Here is a 21,666-nt window from a genome sequence, read left to right as displayed (position 1 = left end):
GGATGTACGACGGCGACTGGCAGCGGGCCGCACGGGCGGTGCGCGCGGAGGTCATCGGCGACGACGGCAGCCGGACGGCCCCGCCCGGGGACCCGGTGCCGCCCGACTACCAGGACTACCTCACCGCGATGGCCTGGGGTGTGTGGGCCCGCGGCGGCCCGCTCAGCAACCGTGACCGCAGCCTGCTGGTGCTGGCGATGACGGCGGCGAACGGCCGGATGGACGAGTTCCGGATCCATCTGCGGGCCTCGACGAACGCGGGCGTGACGGACGACGAGGTGAACGAGCTGCTGTACCAGATCACCGCGTACTGCGGCGCCCCGGCGGGGAACGCGGCCCGCTCGGTCATCCGTGAGGTGCGTATCGCGCGGGAGGAGGCGTGAAGGCGCCGGTCGTGGGTTTCGTCGGGCTCGGGAACATGGGCGGCGCGCTGGCCGTCAATCTGGTGCGGGCCGGATTCGAGGTCGTCGCGTACGACGCCGCGGGACCGGACCGCACCCCGCTCGGGGCCCGCTGGGCGCCGGGGCCGGCGGACGTGGCCCGGGATGCCGACATCGCCGTGCTGAGCCTGCCCGACGGGACGGTGTGCGAGGAGGTGGTGCGGGATCTCGTGGGCGTCCGCGACCGGCGGGTCACCCATGTCGTGGACACCTCCACGGTCGGGGTGTCGGCGGCGCGCAGGCTGGCCTCGATGGGGCTCGCCTATGTGGACGCGCCGGTGTCGGGCGGCGCGGCCGGGGCCCGCAGACGGACCCTGATGGTGATGTACGCCGGCGCGGACGACCACTGCGCGCGGGTCGAGCCGGTGCTGGCGGGGCTCAGCGACCGCCGGCGCCGGGTGGGCGACCGGCCCGGGCAGGCGCAGGCGCTGAAGCTCGCCAACAACTTCCTGTCGGCCACCGCGCTGGCCGCCACCAGTGAGGCCGTCGCCTTCGGTACGGCGGCGGGGCTGGACCCCGCGGTGATGGTGGAGGTCCTCGACGCCTCCAGCGGCCGCAGCGGGGCCACCGCCGACAAGTTCCCGGACGAGGTGCTGACCGGCCGGTACGCCTCGGGGTTCAGCAACACGCTGATGGCGAAGGACGTACGGCTCTATCTGCGCGAGGCCGCCGGGCTGGGCGGCGCGGCGGCGGCGGTGGCGGGAGTGACCGAAGCGGTGTGGGGGGCGTTCGCGGCGGCCCAGCCGGGGGCGGACTTCACCCGGATCTATCCCTTCACCGCGGGCATCGCCGCGTCGGCGGCGGAGGAGGCCGCCGGGACCGGCGCCCCTTCGCCGGAGCCCAGCAGCACGGACAGCACCTCGCGCACGACCTCCGGGTAGCGCCCGTCGCCGTCCTGGTCGGCGAGCCACAGCTGGTGGATACCCTCGACCAGGGCGAACAGCGCGGTGGCGCCGGTACGGGTGTCCAGGCCGCTGGGCAGCCGGTCCCCGTACCGGGCGGCGAGATGCTCGGCGAGATGGTCCTGGACGGTGCGGCAGCGGTCGCGGACATAGCCGAGGGCCGGTTCCTGGCCGGTCGCCGCCTCGGCCATGACCACGCTGTGCATCCGGGCGAGGGACGGGTGGTGCTGTTCGAAGGCGACGGCCTCGGCGAAGTCGCCGGCCCAGTCCTCGCCCACCTCGCGGTCGGCCAGGTTCTCCCGGGCGAGCCGGTTGCGCAGCTCCAGCACTTCGAGCAGCAGCTTCTTCTTGCTGGGGAAGTAGTGCAGGACGCCCTGCCGGGTGAGCCCGGCGCGCTCGGCGACGGCGTCGATCGAGGTGCCCTTGAACCCTCGGTCGGCCAGCACCTCCAGCGCCGCCTCCAGGATCTCCTCACGCCGTGCGCACACCACGGAGCCGCCCCTTTCCGCCGTTGGACGGGTGCTCGCTCACCCTACCGATTCCGGGATGTTCCTCACAGACCCATCGCGGAGAGGGCGGCGCGGGCCGCGTCCCGGGCGGCTCCCGGGGCGTCCGGGCCGGCGACCTCGGTGAGCAGCCGTACGTCCTTGGCGAGCAGCCCGCCGGCGTGGGCGGCGATCCGGTCCAGGGTGCCGCCCGCGTCGACGACCCGCTCCAGCGCGAAACTCGCGGAGCTGCCGCGCGCGAGCATCCGCCCCAGGCCGTCCCGGTCCAGGCCGAGCCGGTCACCGAGCGCGAGGGTGTCCGCGGCCAGGCCCAACTGCGCTGTGAACAACAGGTTGTTGAGGAGTTTGGCGATCTGCCCGGAGCCGGTGGGCCCGAGGTGGACGACGGGGTCGCCGTAGGTCGCGAGAACCGGGCGGCAGGTGTCGTACGCCGTCTCCTCGCCGCCCACCATGACGAGCAGGGTGCCCCGCTCGGCGGCCCGGCCGCCGCCGCTCACCGGGGCGTCGAGGACGGCGACCTGCCGGGCCGCGGCCCGCTCGGCGAGCCGGCGGCAGGTGTCCGGGTGGACGGTGGAGTGCACGACGAGGCAGCCGCCGGGGCGCAGCCCCGCGAGGACCTGCTCGCCCACACCGCGCACGTCATCGTCGTCGACCACGCACAGACACACCAGGTCGGCGGCGGCACCGAGCGCGGCGGCCGAGCCGGCCGTCCGGGCCGGGGTGCCGTCGAAGGGGGCGAGGGTCTCGGGGCGTCTGGCCCACAGGGTGGTCTCGAAGCCCGCCTCGACGATCCTGCGGGCCATGGGGGCGCCCTGGCTGCCCAGGCCGATGAAGCCGACGCGCATCCTTCAGTCCTCCTGTGTCCGGGGCCGCCAGAACACGGCCAGCAGTCCGGCGGTGGCCACGACGGCCGTCCCGGCGGTCAGCGCCGCACCCGTCCAGCCGGTGACAGCGGTGCCGGCCGCCTCGTCGAGCGCGTACTTCCCCGGGCCCCACACGCCCAGCGCCAGTGCGAGGGCGCCGAGGACGAGGACGTACTCGTAGCCCTCCCTGAAGACGAAGAAGCCGTTGCGGCGGTGGGCGAGCAGTCCCGCGACGAGCATCACGGAGAGGACCGCCGCACCGGCCAGCGGGGTGAACAGGCCCGCCAACAGCAGGGCGCCCGCGCCGAGTTCGGTGAGGACGCTCAGCCAGGCCTGGAGGCGGGGCCGGGTCAGGCCGAGGCCGGCGAACCAGCCCGCGGTGCCGGTGATGCCTCCGCCGCCGCGCCAGTGGTTCCAGCCGTGGGCCGCCATGACCGCGCCGAGGACGGCCCGCACCAGCAGCAGGGCCGCGTCCGAGGCCTCACCCATGGCGGCCCTCCAGGCCCGGCAGCGCCCGGACGCCCAGCGCACACTCCTCCACGAAGGCGAGGACGTGCAGATGGTAGGCGAGGGCGGTGCGGCCGACGCTGGTGTTGTGGCCCGCGCCCGCCTGTTCGTGCCGTACGACGCGGGGCGCCCCGGTGAAGAGGGAGGCGAGGTCGGCGAGGCCCTCGGGGCCGCTCAGCCAGACCTGCTCGTACTCGGCGACGGTCAGATGCACGGGCACCGGCACGCGTCCGGCGAGCTCCTCGAACTCCGCCTGCCAGTTCACGCGATGGCCCTCGTAGGCGGGCGAGGCCGCGCCGATGCCCCGGCCGCCGTGCACGTCCGGCGGGTAGGCGTGCGGCGGATGCCACAGGACACGGCGCAGGTTGGGCCGGGTGCGGGACGGGTCACGGCGCCATTCCTCCATCGCCCGCAGGGAGTTGGGGTGGTGCACCCGGCCCATCCCGGCGAGTTCGACGCCGAGCAGGTCCGCGCCGCGCGGGTCGCTCGCCATCCGCACGGTGAGCTCGCAGCCCGCCGAGTGGGCCCACAGGAACACGCCGACCCCGCGCTCCCGGCCCTCCAGCAGCGCCTCGACGGCCGCGAAGGCGAAGTCCGTGCGCTGCTCGGGGGTGTGCATCAGCTCCTCGTGCCCGGCCGAACTGCCGTAGCCGGGACGGTCGAGGGCGATCACGGTGAAGCCGGCGGCGACCGCGGTGCGCAGGAGGGAGAGCCGGGGGTGGCCGGGGTGGTCGAAGTAGGCGGAGGTGGTGGCGCCGCCGTGCAGGGCGACGATCACCGCCTGCGGGCGGGGCGCCTCGGCGACGAGCGCGGAGGCGGGCACGCCGTGCACGTCGACGACTTCTCGCCGTACGGCGGTGGTGAGTTCGGGTCCGAGTGAGGTCATCCGTCCGTCCTGAGCAGGAGTACGCCGCCGGGGGTGAGACCGCCGCTGGAGACCACGGCCGTCCGCGCGCCGGCCACCTGCCGCGCGCCGCCCTCGCCGCGCAGCTGGACGACGGCCTCGTGCAGCAGACCCATGCCGTGGGTGCGGCCGTGGGAGAGCTGGCCGCCGTGCGGGTTGAGCGGGAGCACGCCGTCGCGGGCGATGTTCTTGCCGCCGTCCAGGAAGTCCCGGGCCTCGCCGATGCCGCAGAAGCCGAGCGCCTCCAGCCAGGACAGGCAGTTGAAGGTGAAGCCGTCGTAGAGCAGCGCCACGTCGACGTCGGCGGGGCGCAGTGCGGTACGGGTCCACAAGTGGGCTGCCTGGCCCAGCACTTGGGGTTCGTGGGTGAGGGTGGCCTGGTCCCATTCGGGGCGTTCGACGATCTGGGTGCCGACCGCCTCGATCCTGATCGCGGGCCTGGGGCGGTCGGGGGCGGTCTCGGCGGCGGAGACCACGACGGCGGTGGCCCCGTCGCAGGGGACGTCGCAGTCGTAGAGGCCGAAGGGGGTGGTGATGGTGCGAGCGGACAGGTAGTCGTCCATGGTGAGCGGGTCGCGGTAGATGGCGTCCGGGTGGAGGGCGGCCCCCGCGCGCTGGTTGAGGGCGATCCAGCCGAGCGTCTCGCGGGTGCTGCCGTAGCGGTGCATGTGGCGCTGGGCGTTCATCGCCAGCATGATCGCGGGTGAGACGGCGCCGAAGGGCTTGAACCAGCCCTCGGGGCCCGCCGGTCGGGGCAGGCGGAGGCGTCCCTGGCGGATCAGTTCGGCGTACGTCGCCTCCCACACCGTACGGAAGCACAGCACATGCCGGGCGAGTCCGCCCGCGACGGCGAGCATCGCGGCGATGACCGAGCCGCCGGGGCCGAAGGTCTCGCCGGCGCCGTTGTGCCAGACGGGCCGGATGCCGAGGGCCGACTCCAGGGCGGTGACCCCGCCTTCGGCGAAGCCGCCGTACGCACCGCCGCCGGGGTAGGTGGAGAGGCCGTCGATGTCGTCGAAGGTGAGTCCGGCGTCGGCGACGGCCTTCTCGCAGGCCTGCACGGTGAGTTCGAGCGGCGGCACCATCAGCCGGCGCCCGAGCCGGGAGGCGCCGGCGCCGCTGATGACGGCCCGCTCCTCGAACCTGCGGGAGCTCACCGGGGGGCGGATGTGGGCGCGGACGCGTTCGGGGGGTGGGTCGTCCGGGGGGAGCCCGGCCGGGGGCGGCTGGTCGGGGGCCGGGCGGAACAGCGGGAGCCAGGTGTCGTCGGCCTGTTCGAAGACGGCCTCCATGCGCAGGCCGATCCGCAGGTCCTCCGGTGCGCAGTCGACGACGTTGGTGGTCAGACGGACCCGGGGGTCCTCCTCGACGGCCACCTGGGCGACGACGAACGGGGTGGGCAGGCCGGGGAAGGGGAAGCGGTGGTTGACGGTGAAGCCGATGAGGGTGGCACGGCCGGAGACCTCGCGGATCGCGAGGTCGTGGGAGCGGCAGTACCGGCACACCGGCTGCGGCGGGTGGACGAGGGCCTCGCAGGCAGTGCAGGCCTGGAAGCGGAGCCGCCCGTCGCGGCCGGAGGTCCAGAAGAACTCGCTCTCCTGGGACACGGCCGGTCGCTGACGGGCGTTCTGCTCGTGCTGCGGGCTCAACGGACCTTCGCCTCCGCCTTGCGGACGGTGACCGGCTCCGCCAACCCCTGTTCGTCGCAGACCCGTTGGAGCGTCTCCAGGGTCTCCGCCAGACCGGGTCCGAGCCGGGGGCCCGGGGTGAAGGTGGCGGGCAGGTGGCGCATGCCCTGGATGACGCCGATGGTCTCGTAGTGGACGGCGCCCTCGGGATCGCACACGAAGTCCGGTGCGCGGTCGAGGACTTGGATGAGCATCCGCTTGAACACCGTACGGGCCACGTTGGATCCGATGCAGCGGTGGATGCCGAGGCCGAAGGCGGTGTGGCGGTTGCCGGGGCGGGCGAGGTCGACGCGGTCGGGGTCGGGGAAGACGGCCGGGTCGCGGTTGGCCATCGCCCAGGACAGCCAGAGCCGGTCGCCCTCCCGGAACTCCTTGCCGGCGATCTCGCAGTCCTCCGCGACGGTCCGGCCGTCGCCGGGCGCCGGGGTGAAGTAACGGAGGAACTCCTCGGTCGCCGAGTCGAGGAGGGGCCCCCGTTCACGGCTCAACCGAGCCCGTTCGGCGGGGTGCTGGGAGAGCCACTCCAGGGCGTGGGCGGTGAGCGCGGTGGTGGTGTCGAAGCCGCCGCCGATGAGGAGGGCGAGCGCGCCGACGAGATCGCCGTCGGAGGGGGGCTCGCCGTCGATCTCCATCCGGGCCAGGGCGTCGGCGAGACCGGGGCGCGGGTTCGCCCGCACCTCGTGGAGGGTGGCGCCGATGTCCTTGAGCATGGCCCGGTGGGCCTCGACCACCCGGGCCATCTCCGGGGAGTGCGGCGGGGTGTAGACGCCGGCGTGGGCGGGCTCGTTGTACAGCTCCCACTTCTTCAGCGGGATGCCCATCATGGCGAGGGTGAAGACGGCGGGGACGATGTTGGCGAGGTCGTCGACGAAGTCGATCCGGCCGGACTCGATCCGCTCGTCGAGGCAGGCGCGGGCCACCTCGTCGATGAAGGGGATCCAGCGGGCGATCGCCGCCGGGGACAGATAGGGGTTGAGGGCGCCGCGGTAGGCGCGCTGCTCGGGCGGGTCCATCTCCAGGAAGCCGCCGCGGATGCCGCGCCCGCGGGCCGGGGCGGGGATGTTGATGCCCTGGTAGCCGCGGCGCTCGCCGTGCACGTCGTGGTCGTTGGAGAGTTTCTCCTGGGCGCGGGCGAAAGCGAGCAGTTCGCGGTTGCCCGCGGCCACCCAGTGCCCGCCGTAGGTGTCGGACCAGGCGAGCGGGCAGCCCTCGTGGAAGGAGCGGGTCTCCTCCTCGAACCGGTCGCGGTACTCGGGGGCGTGCCGGTCGAAGTGGACTCGGGGGTGTTTACGGGACTCGTCGTCGGTCATCCGCTGTGCCTCCTCTCAGAACACGCCGATGGCTCGTTCGGGGCAGGAGCGGACGGCTTCGACGACCGCTCCCTCCTGGTCCTCGGGCACCTCGTCGGTGACCGGTGTGGAGTGCCCGTCGATCTCGCTCAGTTCGAAGACCTCCGGGGCGCGCATGAAGCACAGGGTGTGGCCCTGGCAGCGCTCGGGGTCGACGCGTACCTTCACGGTGGTTCACCTCCCTTTCAGGTGAGGTCGGCCAGGGACTTGCCGACGTCCGCCAGAGTGGCCGGCTTGCCGTAGTCGGCCTTGTACTTGTAGGTGGGGGCGTCGCAGCGGTAGACGCCGGTGGTCGGCTGGAAGTCGGCGAGCTGCCAGCCCTTCGCGGTGGCCTCGACGATCGAGTAGCACTTCGAGGGGACGTCCGCCTTGCTCAGGTCGGCCGGGGCCTGGAGGCCGCCGCCGGTCCAGGCGGTCTGCTTGACCGCGTTGTCGTACACGCACTTGCGGGTGAGTTCGGCGCAGTCCCTCGCGGCGGTGGCGAACAGCAGCCAGGCGGAGAAGGCGCGCAGCACCGGGTAGGTGACCTGCTTGTCCGGCGCGTACTTCTTGAACAGGTCGATCACCTGCTGGGTGGCCGGGTTCTCGGCGGCGCTCTCCAGCGGGGCGGTGGCGAAGAGTTCGGCGTAGTTGTGCTGCTTCGCCAGTGCCGTGCCCGCGAGCTGGAGGAAGGCGGGGCCGTAGGCGTTGCTGTTGGCGTCGATCCAGTCGGGGGTGTAGCCGATGTTGGTGAGCGCCTGCTCCAGCTTGGCGAGGCTCGCGAAGTCCCCGAGGAAGACGAGGCCCTTGACTCCCTTGGTCTTGAGGGACTGGGCGTACGGCGTCCAGTCGGAGACGCCGGCCGCCGGGTAGAGGTCGTTGTAGGAGACCTTGCCGCCGAGGCCGCCGACGGCCTCCTTGAACTGGCCGGACATCACCTTGGTGACGGGGGAGTCGCCGGAGATGATGCCGACCTTCTGCGCGGAGTCGGGGTACTTGTCCTTCAGCAGCCAGGTGTAGTAGCCGGCGTACTGGAAGTAGTCGGGGGCGGCGCCGCCGGAGAGGACCTGGAGGTCGGAGCCGATGGCGCCGATCTGGCTGGACTGGGCGGGGAAGGCGGGCAGCAGGCACTTCAGACGGTCCTGCACGCCGAGGGCGTCCAGTGCGGAGCCGCCGCCGACCAGGGCGAAGTCGGACTTGCAGGCGTCCAGGACGGCTTGGCGGACCTGCATGAGCCTGCTGTCGCGGGTGACGGCGACGATCTTGCGCCCGTCGATGCCGCCGGCGTCGTTGCACCAGGAGGTGAACACCTTGGCGGCGTCGGGGAATTCGGATTTCTTGGTGTAGCCGACGTCGGACATGACGCCGACCTGGACGCTCTTGTCGGTGACGCCCTGGACCGACGAGGACTTGGCGGTGCCGGGACCGCAGACGTTCTTCAGGGTGCCGAAGTCGGCCGAGGCCGCGGACGCCCCGGCCGCGGGGGTCGCCTTCTGCCCGGTGTCGGAGTTCGTGTCGTCGTCGGATCTGGTGGAGCAGCCGGCCAGCAGCACCGCGAGCACGGTGACCGAGCCGATGAGCAGCCTGCGCAAGGGGCCTCCTCGGGGAGCCCGGACACCGTCGTCCGGGCGAGGAACAGCGGGATTCAGGTGACCGCGCCGCTCGCCTTGAGCGCGAGGATGCGGTCCCAGTCGTAGCCGAGCTCGGAGAGGATCTCCTCCGTCTGCGCGGCGAACTCGGGAGCGGGGCCGAGGCGGGTGTCCTCGACGTCGAACTGGACCGGGCTGGCGACGAGTTCGAGCTCGCCGGCCTGTCCGATGTAGCCATTGGCGCGCACCTGCGCGTCGGCGGCGGCCTGGAGGGTGTCCTGGACCGGCGCCCAGGGGCCGTCCAGCGCGGCGAGGTCCCTGGACCACTCGGCGAGGGTGCGGGTGGCGATCACCTCGCGGAGGATCTTCACGGCGTCGTCGGTGTGCGCGGCGATGGACTCGGCTGTGGCGAACCGGGGGTCGCCGGCGAGGTCGGGGCGGCCGAGGCAGCGGCAGACGTTCGCCCAGAACTTCGCGGGCTGGAGCATCACGAAGGAGATCCAGCGGTCGTCGGCGGTGCGGTAGAGGCCGGAGAGGGGGTTCGTCGGGGAGCCGTGGGCGCTCGGGGTGACGCCCTCCCAGGCCCGGTCGAGGTGGAGGGAGAGCCCGATGGAGTGGCCGAGCGCCCACAGTCCGCTGCCGAGCAGGGACACGTCGACGATCGCCGCCTCTCCGGTGCGCTCGCGGCGCAGCAGGGCGGCCGCGATGCCGCCCGCGAGGTTGGTGCCGGAGACCGTGTCGCCGTAGGCCGGTCCGGGCGGGCTGATCAGGCCCTCGGTGCCGGGCGGGGTGAGGGTGCGGGCGGTGCCGGCGCGGGACCAGAAGGCGGTCATGTCGTAGCCGCCCTTGTCGGACTCCGGGCCGCGCGGGCCGAGGGCGCTGCCCCGGGCGTAGACGATCCGGGGGTTGACCGCGCGGATGTCGTCGACGTCGATGCCGAGGCGGGCGCGGGAGGCGGGCATGAAGCTGGTGAGGAACACGTCGGCGCCCCGGGCCAGCTCGTACAGCACCTCGCGGCCGTCCTCGGTGGCCATGTCGAGGCCGAGGGAGCGCTTGCCCCGGTTGGCGTGGGCGACGTTCGGGTTGGGGTCGCCCTCGACCTTGAAGGTGCCGGTCTGGCGCAGTCCGCGCTGCGGGTCGCCGGTGACGGCGTGCTCGACCTTGACGACGTCGGCGCCCCAGTCGGCGAGCACGGCCCCGGCGGAGGGCACGAAGCCGTACATCGCGACCTCCAGCACGCGGATCCCTTCGAGGGGCCTCACGCCGGGTCCTGCGGTACGACGATCCGGGCGAACGACTTCTCCTCCAGGAACTCCTCGAAGCCCGCCCGTCCGCTCTCCCGGCCGACGCCGGACTGCTTGTAGCCGCCGAAGGGCACGTCGGGGGCGAAGTAGTTGCCGCCGTTGAGGGAGAAGGTGCCGGTGCGGATGCGGCGGGCGACGCGCAGCGCGCGGTCCTCGTCGGCGCTGTGGACGGCGCCGGACAGGCCGTACCGGGAGTGGTTGGCGATGCGGACGGCGTCCTCCTCGTCGTCGAAGGGGATCACCGCGAGGACCGGTCCGAAGACCTCCTCCTGGGCGATCTCGCTGTCGGGGTCGACGTGGGCGAGGAGGGTGGGCTCGTAGAACCAGCCGGGGTCGATGGCGTGGCCGCCGCGCACGAGGGTCGCGCCGTCCGCGACCGCCCGCCGCACCATGCCGTCGACCTTGTCGCGCTGCTGCTCGCTGATGAGCGGGCCCATGGTGGTCTTCGGGTCGGTGGGGTCGCCGACCTTGACCCGGTCGAGGCCGGCGGCGACGAGCCGGACGATCTCGTCGTGGTGGGCGCGCGGGACGAGGAGCCGGGAGGTGAGGGCGCAGCCCTGGCCGGAGTGGGAGCAGATGGTGAACGCGGCGAACATGGCCGCCTTGGGGAAGTCCGCGTCCTCGAAGACGATCATCGCGGACTTGCCGCCGAGTTCGAGGAAGACCCGCTTCACGGTGTCCGCGGCGGCGGCCATGATCTTCCGGCCGACGGGGGTCGACCCGGTGAAGGTGACGGCGTCGATGTCCGGGTGGGTGGTGAGGAGTTCGCCGACCTCGGCGCGCGAGGAGCTGAGCACGTTGACGACGCCCGGGGGTATGTCGGTGTGTTCGGCGATGAGTTCGCCGAGGGCGAGGGTGATGAGCGGGTTCTGCGGGGCGCCCTTGAGGACGACCGTGCAGCCGGCCGCGAGTGCGGGGGCGAGCTTGGCGAGGGCGAGTTGGTTGGGGTAGTTGTACGGCAGGATCGCGGCGACGACTCCGGCGGCCTCCTTCTCCACCCAGCGGTGGTGGCGCCGGCCGCGCGACTCGATCTCCCCGAGGTCCTCGCTGAACTCGTACGTCTCCAGCAGGTCGGCGTAGTACGTCACCAGGCCGATCGGCTCGTCGAGCTGGGGGCCGTGGGTGAGCTGGCGCGGGGCGCCCACTTCGGCGATGGTCAACTCGCGGAGCTGTTCGCGGTGTTCGTCGAGGGCACGTTCCAACTGGCGCAGACAGCGAAGCCGCAGCTCCCGGTCGGTGGACCAGCCGGTGGTGTCGAAGGCGCGGCGGGCGGCGGCGACGGCGCTCTCCGCGTCCGCCGTGGTGGCGTCCGGGGCGTGGCCGAGCAGTTCGCCGGTGGCGGGGTTGTGGGAGGCGAAGGTGGTCTCCGCCGCGACCAGTTTGCCGTCGATCAGCAGCGACTTGACGATGAGGGAGCTCACAGCCGCACCACCTGTCCGCCGTCCACCGCGATGATCTGCCCGGTGAGCCAGCTCGCGTCGTCGGAGAGCAGGAAGAGCACCGCGCCCGCCTGGTCGGCGGGGGTGCCCAGACGCTTGAGGGCGAGGTTCTGCACCATCGCGCCCCGGTATTCCTCGGGGACGATGCTGCGGGTGGCCTCGGTGTCCGTCGGCCCCGGGGCGATCGCGTTGACGCGGATGCCGCGCCCGCCGAGCTCGGCGGCGAGGGAGACGGTGAGATGGTTGAGGCCGGCCTTGGCCAGCCCGTAGAACCCGGTGGGCTGGTAGGCGGCGGTGGACGACTGGTTGACGATCGCCGCGCCCTCCGTCAGGTGCGGCAGGACGGCGCGGGTGACGTGCAGCGCGCCCAGCAGGTTCACCTTGAGGAAGCGGTCGAGGTAGTCGTAGTCGACGGTGACGATGCCCTCGCGGCGCATGCCGTGGAAGATCGCGGCGTTGTTGACCAGGTAGTCGATGCGCCCGAGCTCGGCGACGACGGTGTCGGCGAGGGCCTGCGCCGAGGCCGGGTCGGCGACGTCGACCCGCACGAAGAGGGCGTCGCCGATCTCCTTGGCGACCCGCTGCCCCTGCTCCTCGTTCAGTTCGGCGACGACCACCTTGGCGCCCTCGGCGGCCAGTGCCTTGGCGTACCCCTCGCCGATGCCCTGGCCGGCTCCGGTGACGATCGCCACCTTGTCCTTGAACCGCATCCCGCCTCCTTGTTCGGTAGGCCCCCGATGGTCGGACCCCGGTTGTCCGGAAACTACATTCTCTATTTGCGCGAATCAAGGATCCGGGCAAGAGAATCTGATGCTCTCCACTTCCGGTCCCGACCATGATGAGAATATGGTTCTCACGAATGGAAGGGGTGTTTCCATGATCGATTCGAAGGCCTTGAGCCCGTCGCTCGGGGTGGAGTTCACGGGCGTGGCCGATCCCCTCGACGACGCCTTCGTCGAACGCGCCGCCGAGGCCCTGAAATGGCGGGGAGTCCTGCTGGTCCGCGGGCTGCACCTCGACGACGAGCAGCAGCTGGCGTTCAGCCGGCGGCTCGGCGAGGTGGTCTCGCTCCGGGGCCGGGAGATCTTCCCGATCTCCCTGGACCCGGCGGTCAGCAGCACCGCCAAGTACCTGAAGGGCGCCTTCTACTGGCACCTCGACGGCACCACCGACGACGTACCCGTCAAGGCGACCACGCTGACGGCCCGTCATATCGCCGCCGTGGGCGGCGGAACCCAGTTCGCCAGCACCTACGCCGCCTACGAGAACCTGCCCGGGAAGGACCGCGAGCGGTACGAGAACCTGCGCGTGGTGCACAGCTTCGAGGCCTCGCAACGGCTGGTGAACCCGGACCCGACCGAGGAGGAGGTGGCGGGCTGGCGCACCCAGCCGACCCACGAGATGTCCCTGGTCTGGCGGCGCCGCGACGGCCGCCGCTCACTGGTCACGGGCACCACCGCCGACCACGTCGTGGGCATGGACCCCGAGGAGAGCCGCGCCCTGCTGGACGAGCTGCTCGACTGGAGCTCCCAGGACCGGTTCTGCTACACCCACGACTGGACCGTCGGCGACCTCGTCGTCTGGGACAACACCGGGATCCTGCACCGGGCGCTGCCCTACGACGAGAACTCCGAGCGGCTGCTGCACCGGACGACGGTCGTCGGCGAGGAGGCGTTCGGGTGAGCGGCGCCGACGTCCCCGGGGCCCCCGCCGGCCCGGTCGCCCCGGTCAGGACCGCCGTCGTCACCGGCGGCGCCTCCGGGATCGGCCGGGCCATCGCCCGGCGGCTGGCCGCCGACGGTCTGCAGGTCGCCGTCCTCGACCTCATCCCCGCCGAGGAGGGGCACGGCCTCACGGCCGACGTCACCGACCGGGAGCAGGTCGACAAGGCCATGGACGCCGTCCGTGAACGCCTCGGCCCGATCTCGGTGCTGGTGAACGCGGCCGGGAAGGACGGCTTCACCCGCTTCGGCGATCTGACCTTCGCCGACTGGCAGCGGGTCGTCGACATCAACCTCAACGGCGTCTTCCACTGCGTCCAGTCCGCGCTGCCGGACATGTGGGAGGGCCGCTGGGGCCGGATCGTCAACATATCCTCCAGCAGCACGCACTCCGGCCAGCCCTTCATGGCGCACTACGTCGCGGCCAAGTCCGCGGTGAACGGCCTGACCAAGTCCCTGGCCCTGGAGCTCGGCCCGCGCGGCATCACCGTCAACGCGGTCCCGCCCGGCTTCGTCGACACCCCGATGCTGCGCACCGCCGAGCGCAAGCAGCAGCTGGGCGGCTCCGTGGAGGACCACATCGCGCGCACCCCGGTACGGCGGGTCGGGCGCCCCGAGGACATCGCGGCGGCCTGCTCCTTCCTGGTGAGCGAGGAGGCCGGTTACATCACCGGTCAGATCCTCGGGGTGAACGGGGGCCGCAACACATGACGAGGCTGCCACCGGTTCCGTACGAGGACTGGGACGCCGAGGTCCTGCGTCCGCTGACCGGCGGGCGCACGATACCGCCGTCCAACGCCCTCGGCCTGCTCCTGAACCACCCGCACCTGGCCAGGGCGTTCCTCACCTTCAGCACCCAGCTCGTGTACCGCGGCACGTTGCCCGCCAGGACGCGGGAGCTGGCCGTCCTGCGGGTCGCCTGGCGGCGGCGCTGCCGCTACGAGTGGGCGCACCACTTGCTGATGGCACGTCAGGCCGGGGTCACGGAAGAGGAGTTGGAGCAGGTACGACAGGGCGCCGACACTCCGCTCAACCGGGCCGTGGACGAACTGGAGACCACCTCGACCCTCTGCGACGAGACCTACGCGGAGCTCGCGAAGGAACTGGACGAACGGCAGCTGATGGAATTCGTGTTCACCGTCGGCGCGTACGCGATGCAGGCCATGGCGTACAACACCTTCGGTCTTGAGCTCGACGAGGGCCTCCCGGACGGCGGCTTCGACGAGACGTGAGAACCGGGGCGGCGGGCGGCCGGGCCCACCGGCCGCCGCCCGCTGTCAGTGCCCCCCGTTATCGTCCGGTCCCCCAGCCCCTCCGCGCCGCCGAGGGCCCCGGAAAGGACGTGACGGCATGTCGATGTGGCTCGACCTGGTGAAGATCGACCCCGCTGTACTGGCGGCGGTCCAGGAGCGTCCCCAGCTGATCGACGCCCTGTTCTCCGAGGAGGACGACCCGGATCCCGTGGTCGCCGGCGTCCACTCCGACGCGGACTCCTTCGGCTACGACTACCGCCTGCTGTCGGACATCGCCGAGGGCCGGGCCCGGGCCGAGCAGGGCACCGGGGACTGGCAGTCGGCGTACCCCTGGCTCGCGCGGGCCGCCGGCCATGACTGCGCCGTCGTCGAGGCGTACGACTTCGGCTACGGCCCGGCGCACTTCCTCACCCCCGACGAGGTCGCAGAGGTCGCCCGGGGCCTGCGCACCGAGCACTGGGACCTCGATGACCTCCTCCCCTTCTTCACCAGGGCGGCGGCCGAGGGCAGGGCGGTACTCGGCGGCGTGAGCTAGGCCGGCCCCCAGGGGCTCATGAGCCCCCTCTGACGTGCTGCTTCATCTCCTCCAGCCGGGTCAGGATCGGGAAGCCGTCCACGCTGAGGGCGTTGCCGTGGCCGGTCTGGTGGATGTCGAAGACCGACTGCAGGGCGGCGTAGAAGCCCTGGACGTCGAGGGTCTGGTTGACGGCGCGCTTGGCCTGGCGCAGGCCGAAGGGGGGCATGCGGGCGATGCGGTGGGCCAGTTCCCGGACGGAGGCGTCGAGTTCGTCCAGGGGCACCACCTTGTTGACCATGCCCGCCTGTTCGGCCTCCCGGGCGGTCAGCGGCCGGCCGGTGAAGAGGATCTCCTTGGCCTTGCGCGGGCCCAGCTCCCAGGTGTGGCCGTGGTATTCGACTCCGCCGATGCCCATGTGCACCACCGGGTCGGAGAACTCGGCGTTCTCGGCGGCGACGATCAGATCGCAGGGCCAGCACAGCATCAGCCCGGCGGCGATGCACTTGCCCTGGACCGCCGCGATGGTGGGCTTGGGCAGGTTGCGCCACTTCAGGGAGTACTCCAGATAGCGGCGCGTCTCCGCGTCGTAGATCCACTCCAGGGTGATCTCGCCGGGGCCCGGCCAGCGGTCCTTGAGGTCGTGCCCGGCGGAGAAGTGACGGCCGTTGGCGCGCAGCACGACGACCCGTGCGTCCTCGTCGCGGGCGGCGCGGGTGAAGGCGGCGTCGAGGTCGTCGAGGAGCGCCATGGTCTGGGCGTTGGCGACCTCGGGGCGGTTCAGGGCGATGGTCGCGATGCCGTCCTCGACGTCGTACAGGATCTGGTCCATGCCGCTCCTTGGAGTGGTCAGCGGGGCAGGCCGAGGATGCGCTCGGCGATGATGTTGCGCTGGATCTCGCTGGTGCCGCCCGCGATGGTGCCGGCGAAGCTGCGCGCATAGCGCTCGAACCAGCTGGAGACGAAGTCCTCGTTGTTCATGTGGTGGTACGGGCCGGTGCGCACCGGGTGCGGCAGCGCGTCGGCGCCCGCCGCCTCCAGGGCGTGCAGGGAGGCGTTCTGGACGGCCTCGGAGCCCAGCAGCTTCAGCACCGAGATCTCGGCGGGGTCGCGGTCCGGGCCGAGCTGGCGGTGGCCGAGGAGACGCAGGGCCTGGAGGTCCATCTGGAGCGTGGCGTACCACTCCTGGTCGCCGCCGGTGCCGGCGGCGTCGCGCACCAGGTCCGCGAGGCGTTCGGCGTACGACAGCCAGAGCAGGGTGCGTTCATGGCCGAGGGAGCCGTTCGCCACCCGCCAGCCCTCGTTCAGCGGGCCGACGAGGTTCTCGCGGGGGACGCGGACGCCGGTGAGGAACACCTCGTTGAAGTCGAGGTCGTCCTCGGCGGCGATCGAGCCGAAGGGGCGGCGGACGACGCCCTGCGTGCCGGTGGGGATCAGCAGCGCGCTGATCCCCCGGTGCCTGGGCGCGTCGGGGTCGGTGCGCACGAAGGTGAGCAGGACGTCGGCGTCATGGGCGCCGGAGGTCCAGATCTTCTGCCCGTCGACGACGAAGGCGTCCTCCCGCAGGACCGCCCGGGTGCGCAGCGAGGCGAGGTCGGAGCCCGCCTCCGGTTCGCTCATGCCGAGCGCGGCGGTGATCTCGGCCCGCAGGATCGGCACCGCCCAGCGGGCCTTCTGCTCGTCGGTGCCGAAGGTGAGCAGGGAGGCCGCGATGATTCCCAGGCCCTGGGGGTTGAAGCTGTGGTAGATCCGGCGGTCGGCCAACTCCTGGAGGTGGGCGAGCTGCTGGGGCAGGGTGGCGTTCCGGCCGCCGTACTCGGGGGGCTGGCCCGGGAGCAGCCAGCCGTGGTCGAACAGGGTGCGCTGCCAGCGGCGGGCCCAGTCGGGGACATGGGCGCTGGAGCGGGGGCGTTCCCGGGCGTCGGCCTCGGCGGGCAGGTGCGCGTCGAGGAACGCGGCGAACTCGGCCCGGAATGCGGCGACCTGGGGGTCGCCGGCCAGTTTCATCATGGGAGCAGCGCCTTCCGGTGGGCGGACGCGGTGCCGAGGAGGAGGTCGCAGGACTGGGCCCGTTTCAGCGCGCACTGCAGCTCGTTCTCCCAGGTGAAGCCCATCGCGCCGAAGAGCTGGAGGCCGTGCCGGAAGACCAGGCGCTGGCACTCCCCCGCCGCCGCCTTCGCCATGTGCGCGGCGCGGGTGCGGCGTGGGTCGTCCTCGGCGATCGCCAGGGCGGCGAAGTGGGTGAGGGCACGGGCGCGTTCGATCGCCACATGCATGTCGGCGGCCTTGTGCTTGACGGCCTGGAAGGAGCCGAGCGGCCGTCCGAACTGCACCCGCTGCTTCACATGGGCCAGCGCGAGGTCCAGGACCCGGCGGCAGGCGCCGACCGCGGTGGCGGCGAGTCCGGTGAGCGCCAGATCCGGTACGCCGACGAGGAGTTCGCCGGGCGCGTGGACCCGGGCCACGTGCAGCCGCGGGTCGAGCACGGGGATCCGCTCGGCGGTCAGCTCGGCGCCGCGGACGACGGTGACGCCGTCCGGGGTGAGCAGGGCGACCTCGTCGGCGCGGTCGGCGTCGAGGACGTACCGCCCGAGGCCGTCGAAGACCGCGGTGCCACTGCCCTCGGGGAGCCGGCCGGCCAGCGGGACGAACCAGGTGGCGGTGGCCAGGAACGGGGTGGGGTCGGCGGCGCACCCCAGCTCCTCCAGGATGAGCGCCAGTTCCAGCGGGGGCGCCTCCAGCCAGCCGAGCCGCAGATACGTCTCCCACTGCTCCCGCTCGGGCCGGCCGCGCACCTTGGCGACCGCCTCCCGCACCGTGCGGCGCAGCAGCCGCTGTTCGTCGTCGAGTTCGAACTCCACTCCCGGCCTCCCTCCCCGACCCGACAGGGACACCGCGTGAGAATATCATTCTCGCTATGGGGAAGTAAGAGTCTTGTTTCCGAGACAGCGCAATTCGGTAGGGGGCGCGCCCTCTCTTTTCACATGAGTGGAGTACCGTTCTTCCATGAGTGCCGTCCCCGCAGATCCGGTCGAGACACCCGAGCCAGCCTGGCGGCAGCGTGCCGTCGAGCGCTCCACGCGCGCCGCGAAGCTGCGCGCGGAGCAACGCGTCCAGCGCTTCCTGGACGCCGCGCAGGAGCTGATCGCCGACAAGGGCACCACCGACTTCACGGTGCAGGAGATCGTGGAGCGCTCCCGTCAGTCGCTGCGCAGCTTCTACCAGCACTTCGACGGCAAGCACGAGCTGCTGCTCGCGCTCTTCGAGGACGCCCTGTCCCGGTCGGCCGCGCAGATCCGCGAGGCAGCGGCGGCCGGACGCGACCCGCTGGACCGGCTGAGGATCGCGGTCGACCTGCTGTACCACTCCTCCGAGCCGCGGGCGGGCGCGCAGTCCCCGCTGTTCACCGACTTCGCCATCCAGCTCCTGGTCAGCCACCCCGACCAGGTGGCCAGCGCCCATCTGCCGCTGCTCGGCTTCTTCACCGAGCTGGTGGAGGAGGCCGTGGCGGCGGGCCAGGCCGTCTCCCCCAAGCCGCGCCGCACCGCCTCCCTGATCATGCAGACGGCGATGTTCACCGCGCGGGCCCCCGCGGCCCCGGTCGGCGCGCATCCGTCGCCGATCTCCGCCGAGGAGGTGTGGGCGTTCTGCCTGGGCGGGATCACGGGCGGGGCGGTCACCGCCACTCGCGCGACGGAAGAGCAGCCGGAGGACGAGGCGGAGGCGCAGGCGACGGCACCCGAGCCCACCGCGAAGGCTCCCGCCAAGAAGGCCACCGCCTCCCGCCGGACGACGAGCCGGGCCACGGCTCCCAAGTCACCGGCCAGAGCGTCCCGCAGCAAGGCCTGACCCCCGCACGCACCTGAGGAGGCCGCCCCGCGCACATCACGGGGCGGCCTCCTCGGCCATGTCAGGGGACGGGCTCCTCGGCCATGTCAGGGGACGGTCTCCTCGGCCGCGTCACGGGGCGGTCTCCTCGGCCACGTCAGGGGACGGTCTCCTCGGCCGCGTCACGGGGCGGCCTCCTCGGCCATGTCAGGGGACGGCCTCCTCAGCCGCGTCACGGGGCGGCCCCTCAGCCGCATCACGGGGCGGCCCCTCAGCCGCGTCACGGGGCGGCCCCTCAGCCGCATCACGGGGCGGCCCCTCAGCCGCATCACGGGGCGGCCCCTCAGCCGCATCACGAGGCGGCCCCTCAGCCCCGTCTCACGCCCCCAGCGCGTCCAGCACTCGCGGTGAGCCCTGCAGCGCCGTCCGCTGCATCAGATCCAGCACGCCCCGCAGGCCCGCCAGTTCCGAGCCTCCGCCCGCCCGGCCGGGTCCGCCGTGCCGCAGCGCGGGCAGCGGGGAACCGTGCCCGGTGGTCTGCCCCAGCGTGAGCGAGTCGAGCAGGTGCAGCCGGCCGTGCCAGGCGGCCGTCTCCGTGACGAGACCGGTGGTCCACGGGACGTCGTCGCTCACCAGGGACGCGGCGAGGCTGCCGCGTCCGCGCGCCAGCAGCTCCGCCGCGTGCGCGGTGTCCCGGTACGCCAGCACGGTCGCCGCCGGTCCGAACGGCTCGACCTCGTGCGGCGCGGCGGCCTCCGGGTCGGCGGAGACGAGGAGGGTGTCGAGGAAGGCGCCCCGCCCGGGGTCCGCGTCGACGACGCGCACCTTCTCCGGGTCGCCGTGCACGAACCGCCCCGACGCGGCGATCCGGCGCACGGCCCGCCGTACGTCCTCCCGCTGGGCGAGGCTGACGACCGCGCCCATCCGGACCCCCTCGGCGGCCGGGTTGCCGACGGTCACCCCGGCCAGCTCGGCGGCGATCGCGTCGAGGGCGGCGGCCTCCCGCTCACGGGGGACGAGAACGCGGCGGATCGCGGTGCACTTCTGGCCCGCCTTGACCGTCATCTCGGTCACCACCTCGCGCACGAACGCGTCGAAGAGGGGGGAGCCGGGGGTGACGTCGGGGGCGAGGACGATCGCGTTGACGGAGTCCGCCTCGGCGTTGAAGCGGACCGAGCGGGCCACCACGGTCCCGTGGGTGCGCAGGGTCTCGGCGGTGGCCGCCGAGCCGGTGAAGGACAGGACGTCCTGTTCACCGAGGAGTTCGAGGGCGGGCCGGACCGAGCCGACGACCAACTGGAGCGCGCCGGGCGGCAGAACGCCGGCCTCCGTCACGATCCGGACCAGGTGCTCGGTGAGGTACGCCGTCGGGGTGGCCGGCTTCACCACGCTCGGCATGCCCGCCAGCACGGCCTGCGCGAGCTTCTCCAGCGGGGCCCAGACGGGGAAGTTGAAGGCGTTCACCTGGAGCATCAGGCCCGGGGAGGGGGTGACGAGGTGGACGCCGAGGAAGTCCTCGCCGCGGGCGAGGCGTTCGGCGGGGCCCTCGACCAGGTGCGGGGCGTCCGGGAGTCCGGCGCGGGCCCGGGCGGCGTAGTCGCGCAGGACGCGGATACCGCCGTCGACGTCGTAGCGGGCGTCGTTCAGGGTGGCGCCGGCGCGGGTGGAGAGGGCGTAGAGCTCCGCGCGCCGGGCGCGCACGGCGTCGGCGACGGCCTCCAGCAGGCCGGCCCGCTGAGGGAAGGTCAGGGTCCGCAGCGCGGGGCCGCCGACGCGACGGGCGTGCCCGAACGCCCCGGCGAGGTCGAGGCCGGCGGAGGAGACACGGCACACCAGGTCCCCGGTGACCGCGTCGTGCACGTCGGTCGCGGACCCGTCGGTGGCGGTGGGGGTGACCCAGGTGTCCTGCAGATGGCTCTGGAGCATGGATGCGGCCCGCTTTCTTCGAGGACGTCGGATGTGCTCCGCCCAGGGGGCGGGGAGGGGCTCACGGGACGGGGTGGTGGCCCCAGATGTCGGCGGTGTAGACGCGGCTGACCCAGGTGCTCTCGTCGACCTGCACCCCGCCCGCCCCGATCTCGATGCCGAAGCCGGCCGGGGAGGTCATGTAGAAGGAGAACATGCCGTCGTTGGCGTGCTTGCCGAGCGTGGCCATGAGCGGCACGTCGTGCTCGCGGGTGCGGTCGAGGGCGCGGCCGACCTCCTCGGGGCTGGAGACCTCGCACAGGATGTGGTGGGTGCCCTCGTTCTTGTACGAGCGGATGAAGGCGATGCTGTGGTGCCTCGGGTTGCAGCCGAGGAAGTAGAAGGTGCCCCAGGGGTAGTCGGCGGTGTCGCTGAGCCGGAAGCCCAGGACGTCGCAGTAGAAGTCGACCGCCTCCTGCACATGGGGTGTCTTCATCACCACGTGCCCGAGTCCCTGGTCGCCGGTCACGAAGTCGACGCCGAGCGGTGAGACGAACTGGGTGGGGGCGAGACGGCGCCCGCAGAAGAGCTCCGTGCGGATGCCGAGCGGGCCGGTGAAGTGCACCATCCGGGCCACCTGGCGGTCCCGGCACTCCTCGTCGGTGCCGACGGACACCTCGACGCCGGCCTCCTTGAGCCGCACGGTCGTCTCGTCGATGGCGGCCGGGTCGCGGACCTCCCAGCCGATGACCGTCACCCCGCCGGTCTCCGCCTCGGTCAGCCACATGCGGAACGGGTGCTGGTCCATCCGCAGCCGGTGGGACGCGAAACCGCCGGGCTCCCCCGGCCCTCCCGGCCCTCCCGGCTCTCCCGGCTCGACCGCGAGGCCTATCACTGTGCGGGCGTACTCCGCCCATGCTGTCGGGTCGGGGGCGCCGATGCCCACGTACCCCAGGCTCTGGATCGTCATGGCGA

The 21,666-nt window shown here is 72.7% G+C and carries 23 protein-coding genes; 7 read left to right on the top strand and 16 right to left on the bottom strand.

All coding sequences use genetic code 11. The features are described 5' to 3' along the window. Window positions 1-2 precede the first annotated feature (2 nt). Both ABZ464_RS22450 and ABZ464_RS22445 read left to right on the top strand, forming a co-directional pair. The gene (locus ABZ464_RS22450) at window positions 3-383 is read left to right on the top strand and encodes a carboxymuconolactone decarboxylase family protein (RefSeq protein ID WP_359279395.1); all 381 of its coding nucleotides are present in this window, start codon (window positions 3-5) and stop codon (window positions 381-383) included. After that, a complete protein-coding gene (locus ABZ464_RS22445) occupies window positions 380-1,321 on the top strand; it encodes an NAD(P)-dependent oxidoreductase (protein ID WP_359279394.1) in 942 nt (313 codons plus the stop codon). Before ABZ464_RS22450 ends, ABZ464_RS22445 begins: the two co-directional genes overlap by 4 nt. On the opposite strand, the gene ABZ464_RS22440 is transcribed toward ABZ464_RS22445, so the two are convergent. The 11 genes from ABZ464_RS22440 to ABZ464_RS22390 all read right to left on the bottom strand — a co-directional run bounded on the left by ABZ464_RS22440 (window position 1,207) and on the right by ABZ464_RS22390 (window position 12,180). Then, a complete protein-coding gene (locus tag ABZ464_RS22440) occupies window positions 1,207-1,830 on the bottom strand; it encodes a TetR/AcrR family transcriptional regulator (protein WP_359279393.1) in 624 nt (207 codons plus the stop codon). The genes ABZ464_RS22445 and ABZ464_RS22440 overlap by 115 nt on opposite strands. 65 nt (window positions 1,831-1,895) lie before the next feature. Next, a complete protein-coding gene (locus tag ABZ464_RS22435; protein ID WP_359279392.1) occupies window positions 1,896-2,693 on the bottom strand; it encodes an NAD(P)-binding domain-containing protein in 798 nt (265 codons plus the stop codon). Between the two features lie 3 nt (window positions 2,694-2,696). Further along, window positions 2,697-3,200 carry a DoxX family protein gene (locus ABZ464_RS22430; protein WP_359279391.1) on the bottom strand — a complete coding sequence of 168 codons (504 nt, stop codon included), beginning with the start codon at window positions 3,198-3,200 and terminating at the stop codon, window positions 2,697-2,699. Then, the gene (locus tag ABZ464_RS22425; RefSeq protein ID WP_359279390.1) at window positions 3,193-4,104 is read right to left on the bottom strand and encodes an alpha/beta fold hydrolase; all 912 of its coding nucleotides are present in this window, start codon (window positions 4,102-4,104) and stop codon (window positions 3,193-3,195) included. Before ABZ464_RS22425 ends, ABZ464_RS22430 begins: the two co-directional genes overlap by 8 nt. Continuing rightward, a complete protein-coding gene (locus ABZ464_RS22420) occupies window positions 4,101-5,771 on the bottom strand; it encodes an OB-fold domain-containing protein (RefSeq protein ID WP_359279389.1) in 1,671 nt (556 codons plus the stop codon). Before ABZ464_RS22420 ends, ABZ464_RS22425 begins: the two co-directional genes overlap by 4 nt. Beyond that, the gene (locus tag ABZ464_RS22415; RefSeq protein ID WP_359279388.1) at window positions 5,768-7,120 is read right to left on the bottom strand and encodes a cytochrome P450; all 1,353 of its coding nucleotides are present in this window, start codon (window positions 7,118-7,120) and stop codon (window positions 5,768-5,770) included. The genes ABZ464_RS22420 and ABZ464_RS22415 overlap by 4 nt, the downstream gene beginning before the upstream one ends. Before the next feature lie 15 nt (window positions 7,121-7,135). After that, window positions 7,136-7,327 (bottom strand): ferredoxin, encoded by a 192-nt coding sequence (locus ABZ464_RS22410; RefSeq protein WP_359279387.1) that lies wholly within the window; start codon window positions 7,325-7,327, stop codon window positions 7,136-7,138. A gap of 17 nt (window positions 7,328-7,344) precedes the next feature. After that, window positions 7,345-8,730 (bottom strand): ABC transporter substrate-binding protein, encoded by a 1,386-nt coding sequence (locus ABZ464_RS22405; RefSeq protein ID WP_359279386.1) that lies wholly within the window; start codon window positions 8,728-8,730, stop codon window positions 7,345-7,347. Between the two features lie 53 nt (window positions 8,731-8,783). Next, on the bottom strand, window positions 8,784-9,989 hold the full coding sequence (locus tag ABZ464_RS22400) for a CoA transferase (protein ID WP_359279385.1): 1,206 nt from the start codon (window positions 9,987-9,989) through the stop codon (window positions 8,784-8,786). Then, on the bottom strand, window positions 9,986-11,452 hold the full coding sequence (locus ABZ464_RS22395) for an aldehyde dehydrogenase family protein (protein WP_359279384.1): 1,467 nt from the start codon (window positions 11,450-11,452) through the stop codon (window positions 9,986-9,988). Before ABZ464_RS22395 ends, ABZ464_RS22400 begins: the two co-directional genes overlap by 4 nt. Then, window positions 11,449-12,180, bottom strand: coding sequence for an SDR family oxidoreductase (locus ABZ464_RS22390; RefSeq protein WP_359279383.1), 732 nt, complete (start codon window positions 12,178-12,180; stop codon window positions 11,449-11,451). Before ABZ464_RS22390 ends, ABZ464_RS22395 begins: the two co-directional genes overlap by 4 nt. Before the next feature lie 166 nt (window positions 12,181-12,346). Here ABZ464_RS22390 and ABZ464_RS22385 point away from each other — a divergent pair, with 166 nt between their 5' ends. The 4 genes from ABZ464_RS22385 to ABZ464_RS22370 all read left to right on the top strand — a co-directional run bounded on the left by ABZ464_RS22385 (window position 12,347) and on the right by ABZ464_RS22370 (window position 14,979). Beyond that, on the top strand, window positions 12,347-13,153 hold the full coding sequence (locus tag ABZ464_RS22385) for a TauD/TfdA family dioxygenase (RefSeq protein ID WP_359279382.1): 807 nt from the start codon (window positions 12,347-12,349) through the stop codon (window positions 13,151-13,153). Beyond that, window positions 13,150-13,902 (top strand): SDR family NAD(P)-dependent oxidoreductase, encoded by a 753-nt coding sequence (locus ABZ464_RS22380; RefSeq protein WP_359279381.1) that lies wholly within the window; start codon window positions 13,150-13,152, stop codon window positions 13,900-13,902. The genes ABZ464_RS22385 and ABZ464_RS22380 overlap by 4 nt, the downstream gene beginning before the upstream one ends. Beyond that, window positions 13,899-14,423: a carboxymuconolactone decarboxylase family protein gene (locus tag ABZ464_RS22375; protein ID WP_359279380.1), complete on the top strand. Its 525-nt coding sequence runs from the start codon at window positions 13,899-13,901 to the stop codon at window positions 14,421-14,423. Before ABZ464_RS22380 ends, ABZ464_RS22375 begins: the two co-directional genes overlap by 4 nt. Before the next feature lie 118 nt (window positions 14,424-14,541). Continuing rightward, window positions 14,542-14,979, top strand: coding sequence for a hypothetical protein (locus ABZ464_RS22370; protein WP_359279379.1), 438 nt, complete (start codon window positions 14,542-14,544; stop codon window positions 14,977-14,979). A gap of 16 nt (window positions 14,980-14,995) precedes the next feature. Here the strand turns inward: ABZ464_RS22370 and ABZ464_RS22365 are convergent, their stop codons facing one another. From ABZ464_RS22365 to ABZ464_RS22355, 3 genes are read right to left on the bottom strand one after another with little or no spacing between them, the layout of a single operon-like run. Then, window positions 14,996-15,790 carry an enoyl-CoA hydratase gene (locus ABZ464_RS22365; RefSeq protein ID WP_359279378.1) on the bottom strand — a complete coding sequence of 265 codons (795 nt, stop codon included), beginning with the start codon at window positions 15,788-15,790 and terminating at the stop codon, window positions 14,996-14,998. Between the two features lie 17 nt (window positions 15,791-15,807). Beyond that, a complete protein-coding gene (locus ABZ464_RS22360; protein ID WP_359279377.1) occupies window positions 15,808-16,968 on the bottom strand; it encodes an acyl-CoA dehydrogenase family protein in 1,161 nt (386 codons plus the stop codon). Beyond that, window positions 16,965-17,819, bottom strand: coding sequence for an acyl-CoA dehydrogenase family protein (locus tag ABZ464_RS22355; RefSeq protein WP_359279376.1), 855 nt, complete (start codon window positions 17,817-17,819; stop codon window positions 16,965-16,967). Before ABZ464_RS22355 ends, ABZ464_RS22360 begins: the two co-directional genes overlap by 4 nt. A gap of 145 nt (window positions 17,820-17,964) precedes the next feature. On the opposite strand from ABZ464_RS22355, the gene ABZ464_RS22350 reads away from it, so the two are divergent. Further along, entirely contained in the window at window positions 17,965-18,807 is an 843-nt protein-coding gene (locus tag ABZ464_RS22350; protein WP_359279375.1) for a helix-turn-helix domain-containing protein, read from the top strand. Between the two features lie 357 nt (window positions 18,808-19,164). Here ABZ464_RS22350 and paaZ read toward each other — a convergent pair whose 3' ends face one another. Both paaZ and ABZ464_RS22340 read right to left on the bottom strand, forming a co-directional pair. Next, a complete protein-coding gene (paaZ, locus tag ABZ464_RS22345) occupies window positions 19,165-20,712 on the bottom strand; it encodes a phenylacetic acid degradation bifunctional protein PaaZ (protein ID WP_359279374.1) in 1,548 nt (515 codons plus the stop codon). Window positions 20,713-20,773: 61 nt separating this feature from the next. Next, window positions 20,774-21,661: a VOC family protein gene (locus tag ABZ464_RS22340; RefSeq protein ID WP_359279373.1), complete on the bottom strand. Its 888-nt coding sequence runs from the start codon at window positions 21,659-21,661 to the stop codon at window positions 20,774-20,776. Between the last annotated feature and the right edge of the window lie 5 nt (window positions 21,662-21,666).

The sequence above is a fragment of the Streptomyces sp. NPDC005820 genome (genome assembly GCF_040630255.1).
GTDB lineage: Bacteria > Actinomycetota > Actinomycetes > Streptomycetales > Streptomycetaceae > Streptomyces.
This window is presented reverse-complemented; position numbering and strand designations above follow the sequence as displayed.